This window comes from Streptomyces sp. GbtcB7, assembly GCF_019091445.1.
Classification (GTDB): Bacteria; Actinomycetota; Actinomycetes; order Streptomycetales; family Streptomycetaceae; genus Streptomyces; species Streptomyces mirabilis.
Map to the genome: position 1 here is coordinate 366,320 of NZ_JAGXJM010000003.1, position 19,092 is coordinate 385,411.

A 19,092-nucleotide genomic window follows, 5' to 3' on the forward strand; every position below is an offset into this window, starting at 1 on the left:
TGCACTCCCCCAGGAGCTCGGCTGAGGGTCCCCGGAGCTCGACCGAGGGTCCCAGTGCACGACCGAGGGCGCCCCCTTCCACGAAGAGGGCGCCCTCAGCGTCGGTACCGGCGGTGGTGGAGTCAGTCCTTGCTGATCTCCCAGAAGCGGAACACCGTCGAGGCGTCGAGGCAGTTCTCGAGGCCGTAGACGTTGTCCCGCACGATCGCGTACTGCTTGGCCTGCCAGATCGGGAGGACCGGGAGGTCCTCGGCCACGATGTCCTGGATCTTGCCGTACTCGGTTTCGGTCGAGGAGCGGTCGCTCTGGGCGGCCGTCTTCGGGATGAGCCGCCCGGTGATCGTGCTGTTCGTGTAGTGGTTGCTCAGCACGTTGCCCTTGCCGAAGAAGGGGGCCGTGAAGTTGTCGGGGTCCGGGTAGTCGGGCACCCAGCCCTTCACGTACACGCCGTACTTGCCCTTGGCGATGTCCTTCTCGTACTGGTCGTACGCGACGGACTTCACGGTCGCGTCGAACAGCCCGCTGGCGTTGAGCTGCTGGGCGATCGCCCTGAACTCCTGGTCGGTGGCGGGGCCGTAGCGCGAGGGGGTCGACCAGAGCGTGAGCCTGACCTTGCCGGTGATGCCCTCGGCCCGGAGCGCGGCGGCGGCCTTCGTCCTCGAGGGGCGGGCGCCGTAGCGGTCGAAGAAGGCCGTGTTGTGGCCGGTGACACCGGCCGGGACGATCGAGTACAGCGGCGTCGCGGTGTCCTCGTAGACCTTGTTGACCAGGGCCTCGCGGTCGAGCAGATAGGCGATGGCCTTGCGCACGCCGAGCTTGCCGGCGACCGGGTCGTCCATGTTGAAGACCATGTGCTGGACTTCGGCGCTGGTGCCCTCGACGACGTTGACGCCCCTGCCGGTGGAGGTGTCGTTGCTGATGTCCGCGATGTCGTCGGCGGCGAGACCTCGGTAGGCGATGTCGACCTGGTGGTTCAGCAGCGCCTTCTTCAGGGCGGCCTGGTCTCCGTGGAAGAACTTCAGCGTGATGCCGGAGTTCTTCACCTTGGCGGTGCCCTTGTAGCTGTCGTTGACCGAGAAGACGGCCTGGTCCTTGCCGAAGGAGTCCAGCTTGTACGGGCCCGAGCCGACCGCCTGGTCGTCCTTGCGCAGCCCGTTGTCCGCGTACTGCTGGTGATCCACGATCGAGCCGGCGCCGGAGGCGATCTTGCTGGGGAAGGTGGCGTCGGCGTACTTCAGCCTGAAGACGACGGTCTTCGCGTCCGGGGTCTGGACCGTGTCGAGCATGGGGAACATGACGGCCGGACCGGAGGCGTCGTCGATCTTCAGGATGCGGTCGAAGGAGAACTTGACGTCCTCGGAGGTGAGGGCGTCACCGTTGCTGAACTTCAGGCCGTCCTGGAGCGTGCACTTGTAGACCTTGGTCGTGGCGTCCGAGAACGCGCACTCCTTGGCCGCCTCGGGAACCGGCTCCGTACCGCCGTCGGGGAAGCTCAGCAACGACTGGAAGACGTTGTTGAACAACAGCCAGGACCCCGGGTCGTAGCCGGATGCCGGGTCGGTGGCCAGGACGTCGTCGGACATCCCCATCACCAGGGAGGAGCCGGTGCTGCCGGTGTCGCTCGTCTGCGAGCCGCAGCCGGCGAGCAGACCGGCGGCCAGCCCCGTCGCGACGGACAGGACTGGCCACTGGTTGCGCATGTTCACGAGGAGGTGCCTTGTCATTGTTTCTCTGGAACGCCACGTGGAGCGGACGCCGGGTCGTGCGGTCGGGCGCCGGGTCCACGGGACCCGGCGCCCTGTGAAGAACCGGTCAGCCGCTCACACCGCGGCCGAGCTCCCACAGCTGAAGCGTGGAGGACGAGTTGAGCGCCCACTCGGTGCCGGTGATGTCGTCCCGCGCGGCGATGTACTGCTTGCCCTGCCACAGCGGCAGGAGCGGTACGTCGTCGGCCACCTTGTCCTGGATCTCGGTGAGGCTCTTCGACGCGGTGAGGCGGTCGGCCTCGCGGCGGGACTCCGGGATCAGCGTGCCGCGGATCGTGGAGTTCACGTACGGCGAGCCGAGGGTGTTGTCCTTGTCGAGGAACGGCGCCAGGTAGTTGTCGGCGTCCGGGAAGTCGGGGAACCAGCCCATGCCGTAGACCTGGTACTCGTTCTTCTTCTCGGCCGGACGGAACGTCGTCCAGGGCTCGCCCTTGATCTCGACACTGAACAGGCCGCTGGCGTTGAGCTGCTTCTTCAGCACCTCGAACTCCTGCGCGGTGGCCGAGCCGTAGTGGTCGGTCGTGTAGTGCAGGGTGAGCTTCACCGGGGTGGTGATGCCGGCCTTGTTCAGCGTCGTGGTGGCCTTGGAGACGCTCGGGTCGCCGTACTTGTTGAAGAACGAGTTGGAGTGACCCGTGATGGTGGCCGGGACCATCGAGAACAGCGGCTCGGCCTGGGAGCCGTACACCTTGGAGACGAGCTCGCCGCGGTTGATCACCTCGGCCATGGCCTGGCGGACGGCCTTGCTCTTCACCGTCGGGTCGTCGGTGTTGAAGCCGAGGTAGCGGATCTCGAGGCCGGGCATCTCGACCAGGTCGATCTTGCCGGTCGCACCGGCGGCACCGAGCTTGGTGATCTGCGCCGGCGTCATCGCGCGGGTCATGAGGTCGATGTCGCCCTTGTTGAGCGCGGCGCCCATGGCGTCGGCGCTCTCGAAGGAGCGCATCTCGACCTTGTCGTTCTTCGGCTTCAACAGACCCTTGTAGTTCGGGTTCTTGGTGAAGGTGATCTTGTCGGCCTCGTCGTTCTTGACGTCGGCCTGGAGGGTGTACGGGCCGGAGCCGTCGACGGAGAAGCCGTCGCGCAGCTTGCCCTTCTCGTAGTCCTTCGGGTTCACGATGCCGGCCACCGGGGTCGACAGCTTGAACGGGAAGGTGGCGTCCGCGGTCTTCAGGTGGAAGATCACCTGGCGGTCGCCCTGCGTCTCCACGGTGTCGACGGTGGACAGCAGCGCGAACACACCGCTGTCGGCCTTGAGCGCCATGGCGCGGTCGATCGAGAACTTCACGTCCTTGGCGGTGATCGGGTCACCGCTCGCGAACTTCAGTCCGTCGCGCAGCGTGCAGGCGTAGCGCTCGTTGCCGGAGTCGGTGAAACCGCAGCTCTCGGCAGCCTCGGGCTGGGGGTCGCCGTCACCGCGGGGCTGGACCATCAGCGTCTGCACGGTCTGGCGCAGGATGTTCCAGGTGCCGACGTCGTACGCGTACGCCGGGTCGAGAGGAGCCGGGGCATCCTTCGATGCGGTGAACCGGTCCGTGGTGCCCACGACGATCGCGTCGCCGCCGCTTCCCCCGCTGTTGGAACCGCCACACGCGGCGAGCACCGGGGCGAGCAAGCCGACAACGGCCGGCAGCACCAAAGTCTTGCGGTTCATGCTCGAGTTTCTCCAGAGCTGTCGTATCCGTGTACCCGCCATGCAGGGGTGGTGCGGGCGAGTCACCGGGGTTATGGCGAGGTTCTCGCGACGACATTAGTCCGCACCACCAGGACGGCCCGCAGAGACCGGAGTTGAGTTCCCATCACGCTGCGAAACCGGGCGTGGACGCACCGATAACCCGACAGCGGAAGGATTAGTGCAGCGTTCCACCAATCGGGACACAAGGGCACGTCGACCACCCCCGAAAGGGGGGTCACTGCACACGGCGGCCCGAATGTCGACCCCCTGTCAGGTGATGAACCTCACACTCCCAACTCGGTGGGAGAGTACCGGAATTCGGCCATCCGGCCCCGGAATCAATTTCCCGCGGCAGGTCCGGGGCCCTTACCTGCGGATACGCAGGGGTTATCGGCACATTCGGTTATGCACGCTGGGTGAACGCCTAGCGCATTTCCGTCATCAGACCACGCAGAAATGGCAGGTCGACCTCTTCCAGGGAGGTCACGACCGTGCGCCGGACGGCGGGGGCGATCGGTGCGACGGAGGGGACGGCGACCACGTGGCAGCCCGCGGCCTCCGCGGCGGCGACGCCCGTGGCGGTGTCCTCGATGACGGCGCACCGGGCCGGTTCGGCGCCGAGTCCGGACGCCGCCAGCAGATACGGGTCGGGGAAGGGCTTGGTCCGCTCCACCTCGTCGCCCGCGACGGTCAGCGCGAAGTACTGGGGGCCCAGGGAGGCCAGAACACGGTCGATGATGCGCCGGTGCGAGGCGGAGACCAGGGCGGTGGGGATCTCGTGCGCGGCGAGCTCCGCGAGGAGTCTGGCCGCCCCCGGCATCAGCGGCAGCGCCCGGTCGATACGGTCCTCGAAACCGTCGTTGAGCAGCACCGTGAGCTCGCCGAGCGTGATGTCGGCCCCGGTGGCCTCGATCAGGAAGCCCGCGCTGCGGGTCATGGGTCCGCCGACCACCACATGGCGCCAGGAGTCGTCGAGGGTGTGCCCGAGCGCCCGGAAGATCTCGACCTCGACATCCCACCAGAACCCCTCGGTGTCCACCAGGGTGCCGTCCATGTCCAGGAGCACGGCCTGCAGCGCTGAGCCTTCGGCCGTACGGGTACCGAGCGCGGGAACCGTAGTGGTCATCCTGGCGCACCTCCTTGAGGGACGAGAAGGCCGGTTCCCTCAGGGGGAACCGGCCTGCTGTGGACCGTCCAGTGTACGACGGCGTCAGGTGAAGCGCCTGTTGGTTGTGACGGCCCTGTGATGCGCCTCGCGCCGCGTCACCTCGCGTTGAAGTACTTCGCCTCCGGGTGGTGGATCACGATCGCGTCCGTGGACTGCTCGGGGTGCAGCTGGAACTCCTCCGAGAGGTGGACGCCGATGCGCTCGGGCTCCAGGAGTCGGGCGATCTTGGCGCGGTCCTCCAGGTCGGGGCAGGCGCCGTAGCCGAGGGAGAATCGGGCACCGCGGTACTTGAGGTCGAACATGTCCTCGATGGCCGAGGGGTCCTCACCGGCGAAGCCGAGTTCGGAGCGGACGCGGGCGTGCCAGTACTCGGCGAGGGCCTCGGCCAGCTGCACGGACAGGCCGTGCAGTTCGAGGTAGTCGCGGTAGGAGTTCGCCTCGAACAGCTTGGCCGTCTCCTCGCCGATGCGGGAGCCGACGGTGACGACCTGGAGGCCGACGACGTCCCGCTCACCGGACTCCTCCGGCCGGAAGAAGTCGGCCAGGCACAGCCGCCGTCCGCGGCGCTGGCGCGGGAAGGTGAAGCGGGTGCGCTCGTTGCCCTGTTCGTCCAGGATGATCAGGTCGTCGTCCTTGGACACACAGGGGAAGTAGCCGTAGACGACGGCCGCTTCGAGCAGGTTGTCGGTCTGGAGCTTGTCCAGCAGTCCGCGCAGCCGGGGCCGGCCCTCGGTCTCGACGAGTTCCTCGTACGTCGGTCCGTCGCCCGCACGGGCCTGCTTCAGGCCCCACTGGCCCTTGAACAGCGCGCCCTCGTCCAGCCAGGAGGCGTACTCCTTGAGCTGGATGCCCTTGATGACACGGGTGCCCCAGAAGGGCGGGGTGGGCACCGGGTTGTCGACGGCGACGTCCGAGCGGACGTGGCCCTCCTCCGGGCGCTCCTCGACGACCGTCGGGGCGGTGGCCCGCACCCGGCGCTGCTTGAGCTCCGGCAGTACGGCCCCCGGCACGCCCCGCTTGACCCCGATGAGCGCGTCCATCAGGCGCAGGCCCTCGAACGCGTCCCGGGCGTAGCGGACTTCGCCCTCGTAGATCTCGTACAGGTCCTGCTCGACGTACGCCCTCGTGAGGGCGGCGCCGCCGAGGATGACCGGGTATTCGGCGGACAGACCGCGCTGGTTGAGCTCCTCCAGGTTCTCCTTCATGATCACCGTGGACTTGACCAGCAGGCCCGACATGCCGATGACGTCGGCCCGGTGTTCCTCGGCCGCGTCCAGGATCGCGGAGACCGGCTGCTTGATGCCGAGGTTGACGACGTTGTAGCCGTTGTTGGACAGGATGATGTCGACGAGGTTCTTGCCGATGTCGTGCACGTCGCCGCGCACGGTCGCCAGCACGATGGTGCCCTTGCCCTCGGCGTCCGACTTCTCCATGTGCGGTTCGAGATAGGCGACCGCCGACTTCATGACCTCGGCGGACTGGAGCACGAACGGCAACTGCATCTGGCCGGAGCCGAACAGCTCGCCGACCACCTTCATGCCGTCGAGCAGCGTCTCGTTGACGATGTCGAGGGCGGGGCGGGTCTGGAGGGCCTCGGCGAGGTCGGCCTCGAGGCCGTTCTTCTCGCCGTCGATGATGCGCCGCTTGAGTCGCTCGTCCAGGGGCAGCGCGGCCAGTTCCTCGGCCTTGCCCGCCTTCAGCGACTTGGTGGTGGCACCCTCGAACAGCGCCATCAGCTTCTGGAGGGGGTCGTAGCCCTCGGCGCGGCGGTCGTGGATCAGGTCCAGGGCTGTCTGGACCTCTTCCTCGGTGAAGCGGGCGATCGGCAGGATCTTCGACGCGTGCACGATCGCCGAGTCCAGGCCCGCCTTGACGCACTCGTCGAGGAAGACCGAGTTCAGCAGGATGCGGGCGGCCGGGTTGAGACCGAAGGAGATGTTCGACAGGCCCAGCGTGGTCTGGACTTCGGGGCGGCGGCGCTTGAGCTCGCGGATCGCCTCGATGGTGGCGATGCCGTCCTTGCGGGACTCCTCCTGGCCGGTGCAGATGGTGAAGGTCAGGGCGTCGATGAGGATGTCCGACTCGTGGATGCCCCAGTTCGTCGTCAGGTCCTCGATGAGCCGTTCGGCGATGGCGACCTTGGTCTCGACGGTACGGGCCTGGCCCTCCTCGTCGATGGTCAGCGCGATCAGCGCGGCGCCGTGCTCCTGCGCCAGCCGGGTGACCTTGGCGAAGCGGGACTCGGGGCCGTCGCCGTCCTCGTAGTTGACGGAGTTGATGACGGCCCGGCCGCCGAGCTTCTCCAGGCCGGCGCGCAGGACGTCGACCTCGGTGGAGTCCAGCACGATGGGCAGCGTGGAGGCGGTGGCGAAGCGTCCGGCGAGCTCCCGCATGTCCGCGACGCCGTCCCGGCCGACGTAGTCGACGCACAGGTCGAGCATGTGGGCGCCCTCGCGGATCTGGTCGCGGGCCATCTCCACACAGTCGTCCCAGCGGGCCTCCAGCATGGCCTCGCGGAACTTCTTCGAGCCGTTGGCGTTGGTGCGCTCGCCGATCGCCATGTACGCGGTGTCCTGGCGGAACGGGACGGTCTGGTAGAGGGAGGCGGCACCCGGCTCCGGCTGGGGGCGCCGCTCCGCCGGTGCCATCCCGCGCACACGCTCGACGACCTGGCGCAGGTGCTCGGGGGTGCTGCCGCAGCAGCCGCCGACCAGGGACAGGCCGTACTGCTGGACGAAGGTCTCCTGCGCGTCCGCCATCTCGGGCGGGGTCAGCGGGAAGTAGGCCCCGTCCTTGGTGAGGATCGGCAGCCCGGCGTTCGGCATGCACAGCAGCGGGATGCGGGAGTGCCGGGCGAGGTAGCGCAGGTGCTCGCTCATCTCGGCGGGGCCGGTGGAGCAGTTCAGGCCGATCATGTCGATGCCCAGCGGCTCCAGCGCGGTCAGCGCGGCGCCGATCTCCGAGCCCAGCAGCATCGTGCCGGTCGTCTCGAAGGCGAGGGAGACCAGCAGCGGCACGTCGGCCCCGAGCGCGTCCAGGGCCCGGCGGGCGCCGAGGATGGACGACTTGGTCTGGAGGAGGTCCTGGGTGGTCTCGACGATGAGGGCGTCCGCGCCGCCGGCGATCAGGCCCTCGGCGTTCGCCTGGAAGCCGTCGCGCAGCGTGTGGAAGCCGATGTGGCCGAGGGTCGGCAGCTTCGTACCGGGGCCGATGGAGCCCAGCACCCACCGCCGGCGGCCGTCGCGGCTGGCGAACTCGTCGGCCACCTCGCGCGCGATGCGGGCGCCCGCCTCGGACAGCTCGTGCACGCGGTCGGAGATCTCGTACTCGGCCATGGCCGAGTGGTTGGCGCCGAAGGTGTTCGTCTCCACGCAGTCCACGCCCACCTCGAAGTAGGCCTCGTGGACGGAACGGACGATGTCGGGGCGGGTGATGTTCAGAATCTCGTTGCAGCCCTCGAGGTTCTCGAAGTCCTCCAGCGTCGGATCCTGCGCCTGCAGCATCGTGCCCATCGCGCCGTCGGCCACCACGACACGCTCGGCGAGCGCCTCGCGGAGGGCTGCGATGCGGGTCCGGTTCTCGGCAAGCTCGGACGAAAGGGACGGGTTCGGCAACGAAGCCATGAAGGTGCTCCCTGAAGTGCGACGGCTGTCGGCTTTGCGCTTCCCATGGAAGGCGCACGCCGTCAGGGTAGCCCGAGCACCGTCACAGGGTCAGGGCCGTCCACGGGGCGGACGGGCGTGGTGGGTGCGTCCGGGGTGTTAAGACAGACCGAACATGTTGCGACGACCCATTAGCGGGAGCTCGGCAACGAACGGTAGTGTTCGACATTGCCGAACGGCGGTAGCGGAGGCGCACGCTGTCGGTCGAAGGGGACGGAGGCAGCACGGCGATGGCACGGAACATCCAGTCGCTCGAACGGGCGGCGGCGATGCTGCGGCTCCTCGCGGGCGGCGAGCGGCAGCTCGGCCTGTCCGACATCGCCTCCTCGCTGGGCCTGGCCAAGGGCACGGCCCACGGCATACTGCGCACCCTCCAGCAGGAGGGCTTCGTCGAACAGGACAGCGTCTCGGGGCGCTACCAGCTGGGCGCCGAGCTGCTGCGGCTCGGCACCACCTATCTCGACGTGCACGAGCTGCGCGCGCGGGCGCTGGTGTGGACCGACGACCTGGCCCGCTCCAGTGGCGAGAGCGTCTACCTGGGCGTGCTGCACCAACATGGCGTACTGATCGTGCACCACGTGTTCCGGCCCGACGACAGCCGTCAGGTGCTGGAGGTCGGGGCCATGCAGCCGCTGCACTCCACGGCCCTGGGCAAGGTCCTGTCGGCCTACGACCCGGTGGCGCACAGCGAGGTCCTGGAGGCCGAGCGGAAGACGTTCACGGCCCGCACGACGGTCGAACCGGAGCAGTTCGAGGGGGTCCTCGACCTGACCCGCGCGCGCGGGTACGCCGACGACGTCGAGGAGACATGGACGGGCGTCGCCTCGGTCGCGGCACCCATCCACAACCGGCGGCGCATGCCGGTGGGCGCGGTGGGCATCGCGGGAGCCGTGGAGCGGATCTGCCGGGACGGCGAGGTGCGCCCCGAGCTGATCGCGGCGGTGCGGGACTGCGCCCGCGCGGTCTCCCGGGACCTGGGAGCCGGGCGGTTCTGACGCCCCGAACGACGAGCTGAACCCCGTACGACAACAGGCCGGTACGTGTCCTACGTACCGGCCTGTTTTGGCATGTACGCGCGAGCTATCCGGGCCGCTCAAGATCGATAACTCGGGGCGATCAATAACGATCGTGTTTTCGATAACGGAACTCTTGACGAGCTGGTAACGCCAGAGCAAGACTCCCGTCCATCGGTCGGCATTGTCGAACACCTACCGGCAATACGCGTTAGAGTGTGACAGTGCCATGGGCCGGCATCGCCCTCACCCCCGAGGGCGCGAACCACCGGTGGGACCCGGGGTTCGCCTTCCCCTGGACGAAGGACAAAGGAGTCGCGGGTGTCCAGCTCCGACATCTTCATCGGCGAGACCATAGGTACCGCCATACTCATCCTGCTCGGCGGTGGCGTCTGTGCCGCCGTCACGCTGAAGGCCTCCAAGGCCAGAAACGCCGGCTGGCTCGCCATCGCCTTCGGGTGGGGCTTCGCGGTCCTCACGGCGGTCTACACCTCCGCGCCGCTGTCCGGCGCACACCTGAACCCGGCCGTGACGCTGGCGCTGACCATCAAGGACGGCGGCTGGAACAATCTGCCGGTGTACTGGGGCGGCCAGCTGCTCGGCGCGATGATCGGCGCCACGCTGGTCTGGGTCGTGTACTACGGACAGTTCCACGCGCACCTGACCGACCCCGACATCGTGGGGGCTTCGGACGCGCAGGCCGCTGGTTCCAAGGCCGTCGAGGCGGAGGAGAAGGGCGCGGGCCCCGTGCTCGGTATCTTCTCCACCGGCCCCGAGATCCGCAACGCGGTGCAGAACCTCGCCACGGAGATCATCGCGACCGTCGTGCTGGTGCTCGCGGTCCTCACGCAGGGTCTCAACGACAAGGGCAACGGCCTCGGCCCCCTGGGCGCCCTGATCACCGCGCTGGTGGTTGTCTCCATCGGCCTCTCCCTCGGTGGACCCACCGGCTACGCGATCAACCCGGCCCGTGACCTCGGCCCGCGCATCGTGCACGCGCTGCTCCCCCTGCCGAACAAGGGCGGCTCCGACTGGAGCTACGCCTGGGTTCCGGTCGTCGGTCCGCTGATCGGCGGCGCGATCGCCGCAGGCCTCTACAACGTCGCCTTTGCTTAAATCCCCGAGGCCTTCGGGCCTCGGGCCCTCCTTGAACCGCAAGGTTTTCCGAGCCGTAAGCAATACGCCGTCAGGCCGTGAGCAATACGCCGTGAGCCAGCCCCTTTCATACGGAACCTTCAGGAGCACACCGTGACCGACGCACACACCGCCGGCCCCTTCATCGCCGCGATCGACCAGGGCACCACGTCCAGCCGCTGCATCGTCTTCGACCGCGACGGACGCATCGTCTCCGTCGACCAGAAGGAGCACGAGCAGATCTTCCCGAAGCCGGGCTGGGTCGAGCACAACGCCGCCGAGATCTGGACCAACGTCCAGGAAGTCGTGGCCGGGGCCATCGAGAAGGCGGGCATCACCCGCGACGACATCAAGGCCATCGGCATCACCAACCAGCGCGAGACCACCGTGCTGTGGGACAAGAACACCGGTGAGCCCGTCCACAACGCCATCGTCTGGCAGGACACCCGCACCGACGCGCTCTGCAAGGAGCTCGGCCGCAATGTCGGCCAGGACCGCTTCCGCCGCGAGACCGGCCTGCCGCTCGCGTCCTACTTCGCCGGTCCCAAGGCCCGCTGGCTGCTCGACAACGTCGAGGGCCTGCGCGAGCGCGCCGAGGCCGGGGACATCCTCTTCGGCACCATGGACTCCTGGGTCATCTGGAACCTGACGGGCGGTGTGAACGGCGGTCACCACGTCACCGACGTCACCAACGCCTCCCGCACCATGCTGATGAACCTGCACACCCTGGCGTGGGACGAGAAGATCGCCGAGTCCATCGGCGTCCCGCTGGCGATGCTCCCGGAGATCCGCTCCTCCGCCGAGGTCTACGGCGAGGTCACCGGCGGCCCGCTCGGCGAGCTGCTCGGCGGCATCCCGGTCGCCTCCGCGCTCGGCGACCAGCAGGCGGCCCTGTTCGGCCAGACCTGCTTCTCCGAGGGCGAGGCCAAGTCCACGTACGGCACCGGCACGTTCATGCTGATGAACACCGGCGACAAGATCATCAACTCGTACTCGGGCCTGCTCACCACGGTCGGCTACCGCATCGGCGACCAGGCTCCGGTCTACGCCCTCGAGGGCTCGATCGCCGTCACCGGTTCGCTGGTGCAGTGGATGCGCGACCAGATGGGCCTGATCAAGTCCGCCGCCGAGATCGAGACCCTCGCGTCCTCGGTCGAGGACAACGGTGGCGCCTACTTCGTGCCGGCCTTCTCCGGTCTGTTCGCCCCGTACTGGCGTCCCGACGCCCGCGGTGTGATCGCCGGTCTGACCCGGTACGTCACCAAGGCGCACATCGCGCGCGCCGTCCTGGAGGCCACGGCCTGGCAGACCCGTGACGTCAGCGACGCCATGACGAAGGACTCCGGCGTCGAGCTCACGGCCCTCAAGGTCGACGGCGGCATGACCTCCAACAACCTGCTGATGCAGACCCTGGCCGACGTCCTGGACGCCCCCGTGGTGCGCCCGATGGTCGCCGAGACCACCTGCCTCGGCGCCGCCTACGCCGCCGGTCTCGCCGTCGGCTTCTGGACCAACACCGAGGACCTGCGCGCCAACTGGCGCCGGGCCGCGGAATGGACCCCCAACATGGACGCGGAGACCCGCGACCGTGAGTACAAGAGCTGGCTCAAGGCCGTCGAGCGGACCATGGGCTGGCTCGAGGACGAGAACTGACGAGGAGTAAGAACCCGTAATGACCAGTCAGTCCACCCTGCAGACCGTGCCTGCCCTCGGTACGCACCCGGCCTCCGGCTCCAACCCGAGCCGCGCCGAGACCCGGGAGCAGCTCTCCAAGGCGACGTACGACCTTCTCGTGATCGGCGGCGGCATCCTGGGCATCTCCACCGCCTGGCACGCCGCGCAGTCCGGTCTGCGGGTGGCTCTGGTCGACGCCGGCGACTTCGCCGGCGCCACCTCCTCCGCCTCCTCCAAGCTGCTCCACGGCGGTCTGCGCTACCTGCAGACCGGCGCGGTGAAGCTGGTGGCGGAGAACCACTTCGAGCGCCGTGCGGTCTCCCGTCAGGTGGCCCCCCACCTGGCGAACCCGCTCACGTTCTACCTCCCCGTGTACAAGGGCGGGCCGCACGGCGCGGCGAAGCTCGGGGCGGGCGTCTTCGCCTACTCCGCGCTGTCGGCGTTCGGTGACGGCGTCGGCCACCTGCTCTCGCCGGCCAAGGCGCAGCAGGACGTGCCGGAGCTGCGCACCGAGAACCTCAAGGCCGTGGCCGTGTACGGCGACGACCAGATGAACGACGCGCGCATGGCGCTGATGACGGTCCGCGCGGCCGTCGAGGCGGGCGCGGTCGTGCTCAACCACGCGGAGGTGACCGGCCTGCGCTTCACCAAGGGCCGGGTCACGGGCGCGGACCTCAAGGACGGAACGAACGGCGCGGAGTTCGGCGTCAACGCGCACCTCGTCCTCAACGCCACCGGTCCCTGGGTCGACCACCTGCGCAAGATGGAGGACCCGAACGCGGCGCCGTCCATCCGCCTGTCCAAGGGCGCGCACCTGGTTCTCAAGCGCACCTCCCCCTGGAAGGCCGCGCTCGCCACCCCGATCGACAAGTACCGCATCACCTTCGCCCTCCCCTGGGAGGACATGCTGCTGCTCGGTACGACCGACGAGGAGTACGAGGGCGACCCGGCGGACGTCGCGGTCAACGAGAAGGACATAGCCCAGATCCTGGACGAGGCCGCGTTCTCCATCCGCGACCAGCAGCTCTCCCGTGATCTGATCACGTACTCCTTCGCCGGTCTGCGGGTGCTGCCCGGCGGCCCCGGCGACACCTCGAAGGCCAAGCGCGAGACGGTCGTCACGGAGGGCCGTGGCGGGATGCTGTCCGTCGCGGGCGGCAAGTGGACCACCTTCCGGCACATCGGCCGTACGGTCATGAAGAAGCTGGAGTCGCTGCCGGGCCGCCCGCTGGGCGAGGACTTCGAGCCGATCTCCGAGCTGCCGAAGAAGCTGCCGCTGCCGGGTGTCGCCAACCCGCGCGCGGTCGCCCACCGGCTGCTCGTCGACGGCCCGGCGCCCGGCCCCCGTATGGGCGCCGACACCGCCAAGCACCTGGCGACGCACTACGGTTCGCTGGCCTTCGACATCGCGCGCCTGGCGAACGAGAACCCGGAGCTCGGCGAGCGCGTCCACCCGGACGCCCCGGAGATCTGGGCGCAGGTCGTGTGGGCCCGCGACCACGAGTGGGCCGAGACGACGGACGACGTGCTGCGCCGCCGTACGACGCTGACGATCCGCGGGCTTGCCACGGACGAGATCCGCGGCAAGGTGCAGGACCTGCTCGACAAGAAGTGACCACACCCTGAGCGGGTGATCCGATCGGTTTGAGGGGCGGCTCCCACGGGGGGAGCCGCCCCTCCGCGTGCGCCGCCACAGCCGGGCGCCCGTCAGCGCAGGAGTGCCTCGACGTCCTCGGGTGACGTCAACTCCGCGCGGCGCACGATCAGTTCACGCCCGAGGAGAAGCGCGCGCCGGGAGGCGGGCACCGGGTCCGGCAGGGTGGTGAGGTCGGTGAGGTGGGCGAAGCCGATGATGCGGCGGACGACCTCCGCGCCGGCGAAGCCCAGGGACTCGGTCCAGACGCGGTCCAGGAAGCGGTCGAGGAAGGCGTCGTCGAAGAAGGTGTCGACACGGGTCGGCCACAGCCGGCGGAACTCCGCCCGGAACGCGTCCCAGGAGAGCCGGAGTTGGTCGCCGTGGTCGCCCTCGACGCCGAGCGCGTCCGCGCGGGCCGCGGAGACGAGCGTGTTCGCCCAGTACAGGCCGAGGTCGAAGCCGATCGGCCCGACGAAGGAGAACTCGGGGTCGAAGACCCGTACCACCGGGGCGCCCTCGCGCGTGCCGACCATGATGCTGCCGGTGTGCAGGTCGCCGTGGAGGAGGGCCTGCGCGCCGGTCATGAAGAGGTGGCGCAGTTCGGCGACCTCGGTGCGCAGTCGCGGGTCGGAGCGGAAGGCGGCGGCGAGGTCGTCGAGGCCGGGGTGCCAGTGGTTGTGCTCGTGCTCGAGGTACGGCTCGCTGAGCACGACGTCCTCGGTGATCTTGCACAGCTCGGGGCTGACGGAGGCCGCGATCAGCTCCTTGCGTTCGGCGGAGGGCATGCCGAAGTCGCTGGTGGCGAAGGAGAGCTGGGCGACGAACTCGCCGATGCGGCGGGAGGTGTCCGGGCCGTAGGTGCCACCCTCGTTGAGGATCGTGCGCAGCACCTCCAGGTCGGACATGTCCTCCATGACGAGGGCGTAGTTGTCGGAGTCGTAGCCGTGGATCGCCGGGATCTTGTCCGGGGCGACCTTGGCGACCTGCTCGTAGGCGCGGGCCTCGGCGTCGGCACGCTCGGGGCTCATCGGCCAGGAGGGGCCCGCGACCCGCACCCAGGGCAGGGCCTGCTTGACGGCGAGGCCCCGGGTGCCGTCGGTGGCGGTGACGAGGAAGACGCGGTTCATGTTGCCGTCGGAGACCTCGCGGACCTCGGGCTCGTCGGTGCCCCAGTGGCCGCGCTCGCGCAGATAGCCGGCGACGTCCTCGGTCTCCAGGATGCGGTAGCCCATCGACTCGTAACTCCCTTATGCGGTGCGGCGCTTGGACAGGGTGAAGCTGAAGACCAGGGCGAGGATGAGGACCGCGCCCTCGACGACGTCCTGCGTGTAGTACGGCAGTCCCTCGATGGTCAGACCCGTGGTGATGATCCCGATCAGGACGGCGCCGAGGGCCGTGCCCCAGACGTTGGGGCGGCCCCGGCCGAGGACGGAGGTGCCGACGAGGGCGACGGCGACGGCTTCGAGCAGTTGGGAGGTACCGGCGGAGACATCGCCCTGGCCGATGCGGGCGGCCAGGATCAGGCCGCCGATGGAGGCGAGGACGCCGGAGAGGACGTAGGCGAGCGCCCGGTACGCGCCGACGCGGATGCCGGCCAGCCGCGAGGCCTCGGGGTTGGCGCCGATCGCGTACAGCACGCGCCCCCAGCGGGTGCGGGCCAGGAACACCCAGGCGACGACGGTCAGCGCGCCGAAGATCAGCACCGAGACGGGTACGCCGAGGAAGGTGCCGCGGTCGATGCGCAGGAAGCCCTCGGTGAACCTGCCGGGCGCGGTGGTGCCGTCGGACCGGGTCATGCCGGGGGTGATGGACTGGCCGTCGACCAGGATGAGTTTGGTGCCCTGGATCACGAACATGGTGCCGAGCGTGGCGAGCATGTCGGGGATCTTGAGGACGACGATCAGCAGGGCGTTCAGCAACCCGGCCAGCGCGCCCGCCGCGACGACCGCGAGGATCGCGACCGTGCCGACCTGGTTGTAGGTGACCATCGTCTTCGCGGCGACCGTGACGCCGAGGCCGGCGACGGCGCCGACCGACATGTCCATTCCGCCGACGGCCATGGTGAGCGTGACGCCGAGGCCGAGGATGGCGGCGACGGAGACGTACCGGAGGGTGTCGAGGAGCGTCGCCGAGTCCCGGAAGGACGGCTCGCTGATCGCGAAGTACGCGAAGAGCGTGACGGTGACGAAGATGAAGCCGTACTTGATGACGGCGTTCTGGATCCGGTGGCCGACGGCGGGTGCGGACGGGGCCGCCGTCGGCACGGAGGTGCTCTGGGTGGTGGTCATGGCGTGCTTCCTGGTGTGCCGGGCATCAGACGGACGCCGAGATGGTCTGGATCACGCGGTCGCGCTCCGCGTCTTCCCCGTACGCGTCGAGGCGGATCTCGCCCGCGGCCAGGACGACGACCCGGTCGGCGATCTCGAGGATCTCGTCAACATCGGCGGACAGGACGAGGACGGCTGCCCCGTCGGCCGCCAGGGCGCGGGCGCGGCGGCCGATGTCGCGGCGGGCGCCGATGTCCACTCCTCGGAACGGCTCGTCCAGGATGAGGACGCGGGGGTTCTCGGCGAGCCAGCGGCCGACGACGACCTTCTGCTGGTTGCCGCCCGACAGCTCCTCGACGGTGCTGTGTTCGTCCCGGGCGACGACACCGAGCTGCTCGATGGTGGCGCGGCCGAGCGCGTCCTCCTTGGAGCGGCTCACGAGTCCCACCGTGGAGAGCGACCTGAGGAACGGCAGGGAGATGTTCTGGGCCACCGACCAGCCGGGCACCAGCGCGTCCGTGTGCCGGTCCTCCGGGACCAGGTGGATGCCGCCGCGGATGGCGTCGGCCGGGCGGCGCGGCTCGTAGGGCTTCCCGTCCAGCTCGACGGCTCCCCCGGTGAAGGGTTCGGCGCCGAAGAGGCCGCGGGCCAGTTCGGTCTTGCCCGCGCCCAGCAGCCCGACGACGCCGGTGACTTCGCCGGTGCGCAGGTCGAGGTCCTGGGGCGGGTGGCCGGCCAGGAGCGGAACGCCGCGCAGGGAGAGGACGACCTCGCCGTGTTCGCCTGTGTGCCGCGGCCGGGCGGTGGTCGTCTCGTGGGCCTGGGCGAGCATGGCGCGCAGGGCGCTGTCCCAGTCGAAGGGCTTGACCTGGTCCTCGGTGAGACGGCCGTCCCGCAGGACGACCAGGCGGTCGGCGAGCGCGTCGATCTCGCCGAGGCGGTGGGAGACGTAGAGCACCGCGATGCCCTCCGACCGCATCCGCTCGACGAGCGCGAACAGGCGCTCCGCCTCGGCGGCGGAGAGTGCGGAGGTCGGCTCGTCGAGGACGAGGAGGCGGGGCCGGGTCGCCAGGGCCCGCGCCAGGATCAGCAACTGGCGGTCGGAGATGCCGAGTTCGGTGACGTCCCGCCTGAGCACGGCGTCGCTCCAGCCGAGGTCGAGGGCCGACTGGATCTCCCGGGCGCGGGCCAGCAGCCGGCGTCCGCCCCGGAACGGGTTGCCGCGCGTCTGGGCCAGTTCCTCGAAGACCAGGTTCTCGGCGACCGAGAGGCCGGGCACGATGCCTTCGCCGATGCGCTGGTGCACCGTCTGGATGCCCAACTGGCGGGCGGCGAGCGGGGAGTGGAGCGCGGCGGGCACGCCGTTCACGCTCACCTGGCCGCCGTGCTCCGTGTGCACGCCGGACAGGATCTTGATGAGGGTGGACTTGCCCGCGCCGTTCGCGCCGAGCAGCGCGACGACGCTGCCCGGCGCGATGTCGAGGGAGACGGAGGCGAGCACCGTCTTGCCCCCGAAGGCCATGCTGACGTCGCGGAGGGCGACCGCCGCGCTCTCCACCGGTGCGTCAGTGGGCGACATTGGGAATCCAGTCCGCGGTGCTGACCTTGGAGAGGTTCAGCGCGGGCAGCGCCGTGCGCAGCTGGTCCATGTTCTCGATCTTGTTCTGCTTCAGGAAGTCCTGGGTGATGGCGACGGCCGGGAACTCGACCGAGGTGGTGTTCAGCTGACCGGCCAGTTCCAGGGCGGCCGTACGGACGACCGCGGCGCCGACCGCGGACGGGTCGGTGCCCGCCGTGGCGACCCACGGGCTGTCCTTGGCGGTCATGTTCTGGATGTCGGCGTTGGAGACGTCCGCGCCGAAGACCTTCACCTTGCCCTGGAGCTTCTTGTTCTGGACGGCGAGGACGGTGCCCTTGGCGAGCTCGTCGTAGGGGGCGAAGACGCCGGTCACGTCGGAGTTCTGGGTGAGCGCGGCGGACACCAGGGGAACGTTGTCGGTGGCGGTGGAGTCGGTGACCTTGCCGACCTTGAACGCCTGCTTCCAGCCATGGGCGTCGGCGGTCTTCTTCCAGACACTGTCGCGCTTGTCGAGGGCGGCGTACCCGGCGACGTTGACGTAACCGACCTTGGCGTTCTTGCCGAGGTCCTTCGCCATGACGTCGAGCACGGCCTGCGCCATGCTCGCGTCGTCCTGCTTGGTGCTGACGACGCTCTTGTTGGTGGTCTCCACGTCGTAGACGACGACCTTGATGCCCTTCTTCACCGCCTGGTCGATCTCGGGCTGGATCGTGGCCGGGAAGCCGTGGTCGACGACGATGGCCTGCGCGCCGGAGTTGATGGCCGAGGACAGGTCGGTGGCCTGCTTGGCGTTGTCGGCCTGGGCGTCGTACACGGTCAGGTCGATGCCGAGGGCCTTGGCCTGTGCCTTGGCGCCGTTGCCCCACTGCTCGAAGTAGTCGCCGGCGCCGCTCTGCCGGACCAGGGCCACCTTCACGTTGCCCTTGCTGAACGGCGCGGGCTTCTTGCCGGTCGCGGCGGCGGCCGAGGCGGCCTGGTCGCCGGTGCTCTGCGAGGCGTTGGAGGACTGGGAGCAGCCCGCGAGGAAGAGCGCGGAGACGGAAGCGAGCGACAGCGCGGCGAGGGGGGCGCGGGTGCGGGCGGTACGGGACATGAGGGCTCCAGGGCTGGGAAAGCAGAAATGAGCGGGGCGAAGAGGGAGTGCCGGTCCGGAGCGCCGGGGAGGAAACTGCCAGGGCGGCATACGTCTCGTACACGGGCGGGCGCCTCGGGTTCACGGGGAACGCACCGAGGGCGGGGCGTGGTTGAGCGCTCCGGGGGAGGTCAGCGACAGCGGGCTGTGGTCGACCGGAGCAAGTCCACGTACAGCCGCCGCACGAGCAGCAGCGTCTTCATAGGCAGATCATGTGAACGTTTCCAGCCAGCCGTCAAAGAATTGGACGTCGTTTCTCAGTATGTGGAACAACCGCTTTGTCACACTCGGCCGATCACCGGGCGGGAGTTACCATCGCCGGACGACGTTGGACAGTGAGGCTTCCGATGACGACACCATGCGCGACAGCGACGCACCGCTGTACC

Annotated in this window: 12 protein-coding genes; 4 read left to right on the forward strand and 8 right to left on the reverse strand. The window is 69.2% G+C overall.

Annotated features, from left to right (window positions below; translation table 11 throughout):
* Positions 1-122: 122 nt before the first annotated feature.
* From KVT44_RS07015 to metH, 4 genes are all read right to left on the reverse strand, one after another.
* Positions 123-1,706 (reverse strand): ABC transporter substrate-binding protein, encoded by a 1,584-nt coding sequence (locus KVT44_RS07015; protein WP_217566511.1) that lies wholly within the window; start codon positions 1,704-1,706, stop codon positions 123-125.
* Between the two features lie 106 nt (positions 1,707-1,812).
* A complete protein-coding gene (locus KVT44_RS07020; RefSeq protein WP_217566410.1) occupies positions 1,813-3,420 on the reverse strand; it encodes an ABC transporter substrate-binding protein in 1,608 nt (535 codons plus the stop codon).
* 445 nt (positions 3,421-3,865) lie between these two features.
* Positions 3,866-4,567: an HAD family phosphatase gene (locus tag KVT44_RS07025; protein WP_054231155.1), complete on the reverse strand. Its 702-nt coding sequence runs from the start codon at positions 4,565-4,567 to the stop codon at positions 3,866-3,868.
* A 137-nt stretch (positions 4,568-4,704) separates the two neighbouring features.
* Positions 4,705-8,232 (reverse strand): methionine synthase, encoded by a 3,528-nt coding sequence (gene metH / locus KVT44_RS07030; protein ID WP_217566411.1) that lies wholly within the window; start codon positions 8,230-8,232, stop codon positions 4,705-4,707.
* A gap of 269 nt (positions 8,233-8,501) precedes the next feature.
* Here metH and KVT44_RS07035 point away from each other — a divergent pair, with 269 nt between their 5' ends.
* From KVT44_RS07035 to KVT44_RS07050, 4 genes are all read left to right on the forward strand, one after another.
* Positions 8,502-9,266, forward strand: coding sequence for an IclR family transcriptional regulator (locus tag KVT44_RS07035; protein ID WP_054231153.1), 765 nt, complete (start codon positions 8,502-8,504; stop codon positions 9,264-9,266).
* A gap of 339 nt (positions 9,267-9,605) precedes the next feature.
* Complete coding sequence (locus tag KVT44_RS07040; RefSeq protein WP_054231152.1) at positions 9,606-10,400, forward strand: MIP/aquaporin family protein; 795 nt, start codon at positions 9,606-9,608, stop codon at positions 10,398-10,400.
* A gap of 132 nt (positions 10,401-10,532) precedes the next feature.
* On the forward strand, positions 10,533-12,071 hold the full coding sequence (gene glpK / locus KVT44_RS07045; RefSeq protein WP_099923552.1) for a glycerol kinase GlpK: 1,539 nt from the start codon (positions 10,533-10,535) through the stop codon (positions 12,069-12,071).
* Between the two features lie 19 nt (positions 12,072-12,090).
* Positions 12,091-13,707 (forward strand): glycerol-3-phosphate dehydrogenase/oxidase, encoded by a 1,617-nt coding sequence (locus tag KVT44_RS07050; protein ID WP_099923551.1) that lies wholly within the window; start codon positions 12,091-12,093, stop codon positions 13,705-13,707.
* Positions 13,708-13,799: 92 nt separating this feature from the next.
* Here KVT44_RS07050 and mtnK read toward each other — a convergent pair whose 3' ends face one another.
* From mtnK to KVT44_RS07070, 4 genes are read right to left on the reverse strand one after another with little or no spacing between them, the layout of a single operon-like run.
* Complete coding sequence (gene mtnK / locus KVT44_RS07055; RefSeq protein ID WP_217566412.1) at positions 13,800-14,960, reverse strand: S-methyl-5-thioribose kinase; 1,161 nt, start codon at positions 14,958-14,960, stop codon at positions 13,800-13,802.
* A 15-nt stretch (positions 14,961-14,975) separates the two neighbouring features.
* Entirely contained in the window at positions 14,976-16,016 is a 1,041-nt protein-coding gene (locus KVT44_RS07060) for an ABC transporter permease (protein ID WP_217566413.1), read from the reverse strand.
* A gap of 25 nt (positions 16,017-16,041) precedes the next feature.
* On the reverse strand, positions 16,042-17,574 hold the full coding sequence (locus tag KVT44_RS07065; protein WP_217566414.1) for a sugar ABC transporter ATP-binding protein: 1,533 nt from the start codon (positions 17,572-17,574) through the stop codon (positions 16,042-16,044).
* Complete coding sequence (locus KVT44_RS07070; RefSeq protein ID WP_254649037.1) at positions 17,561-18,667, reverse strand: substrate-binding domain-containing protein; 1,107 nt, start codon at positions 18,665-18,667, stop codon at positions 17,561-17,563. The genes KVT44_RS07065 and KVT44_RS07070 overlap by 14 nt, the downstream gene beginning before the upstream one ends.
* Positions 18,668-19,092: the final 425 nt, after the last annotated feature.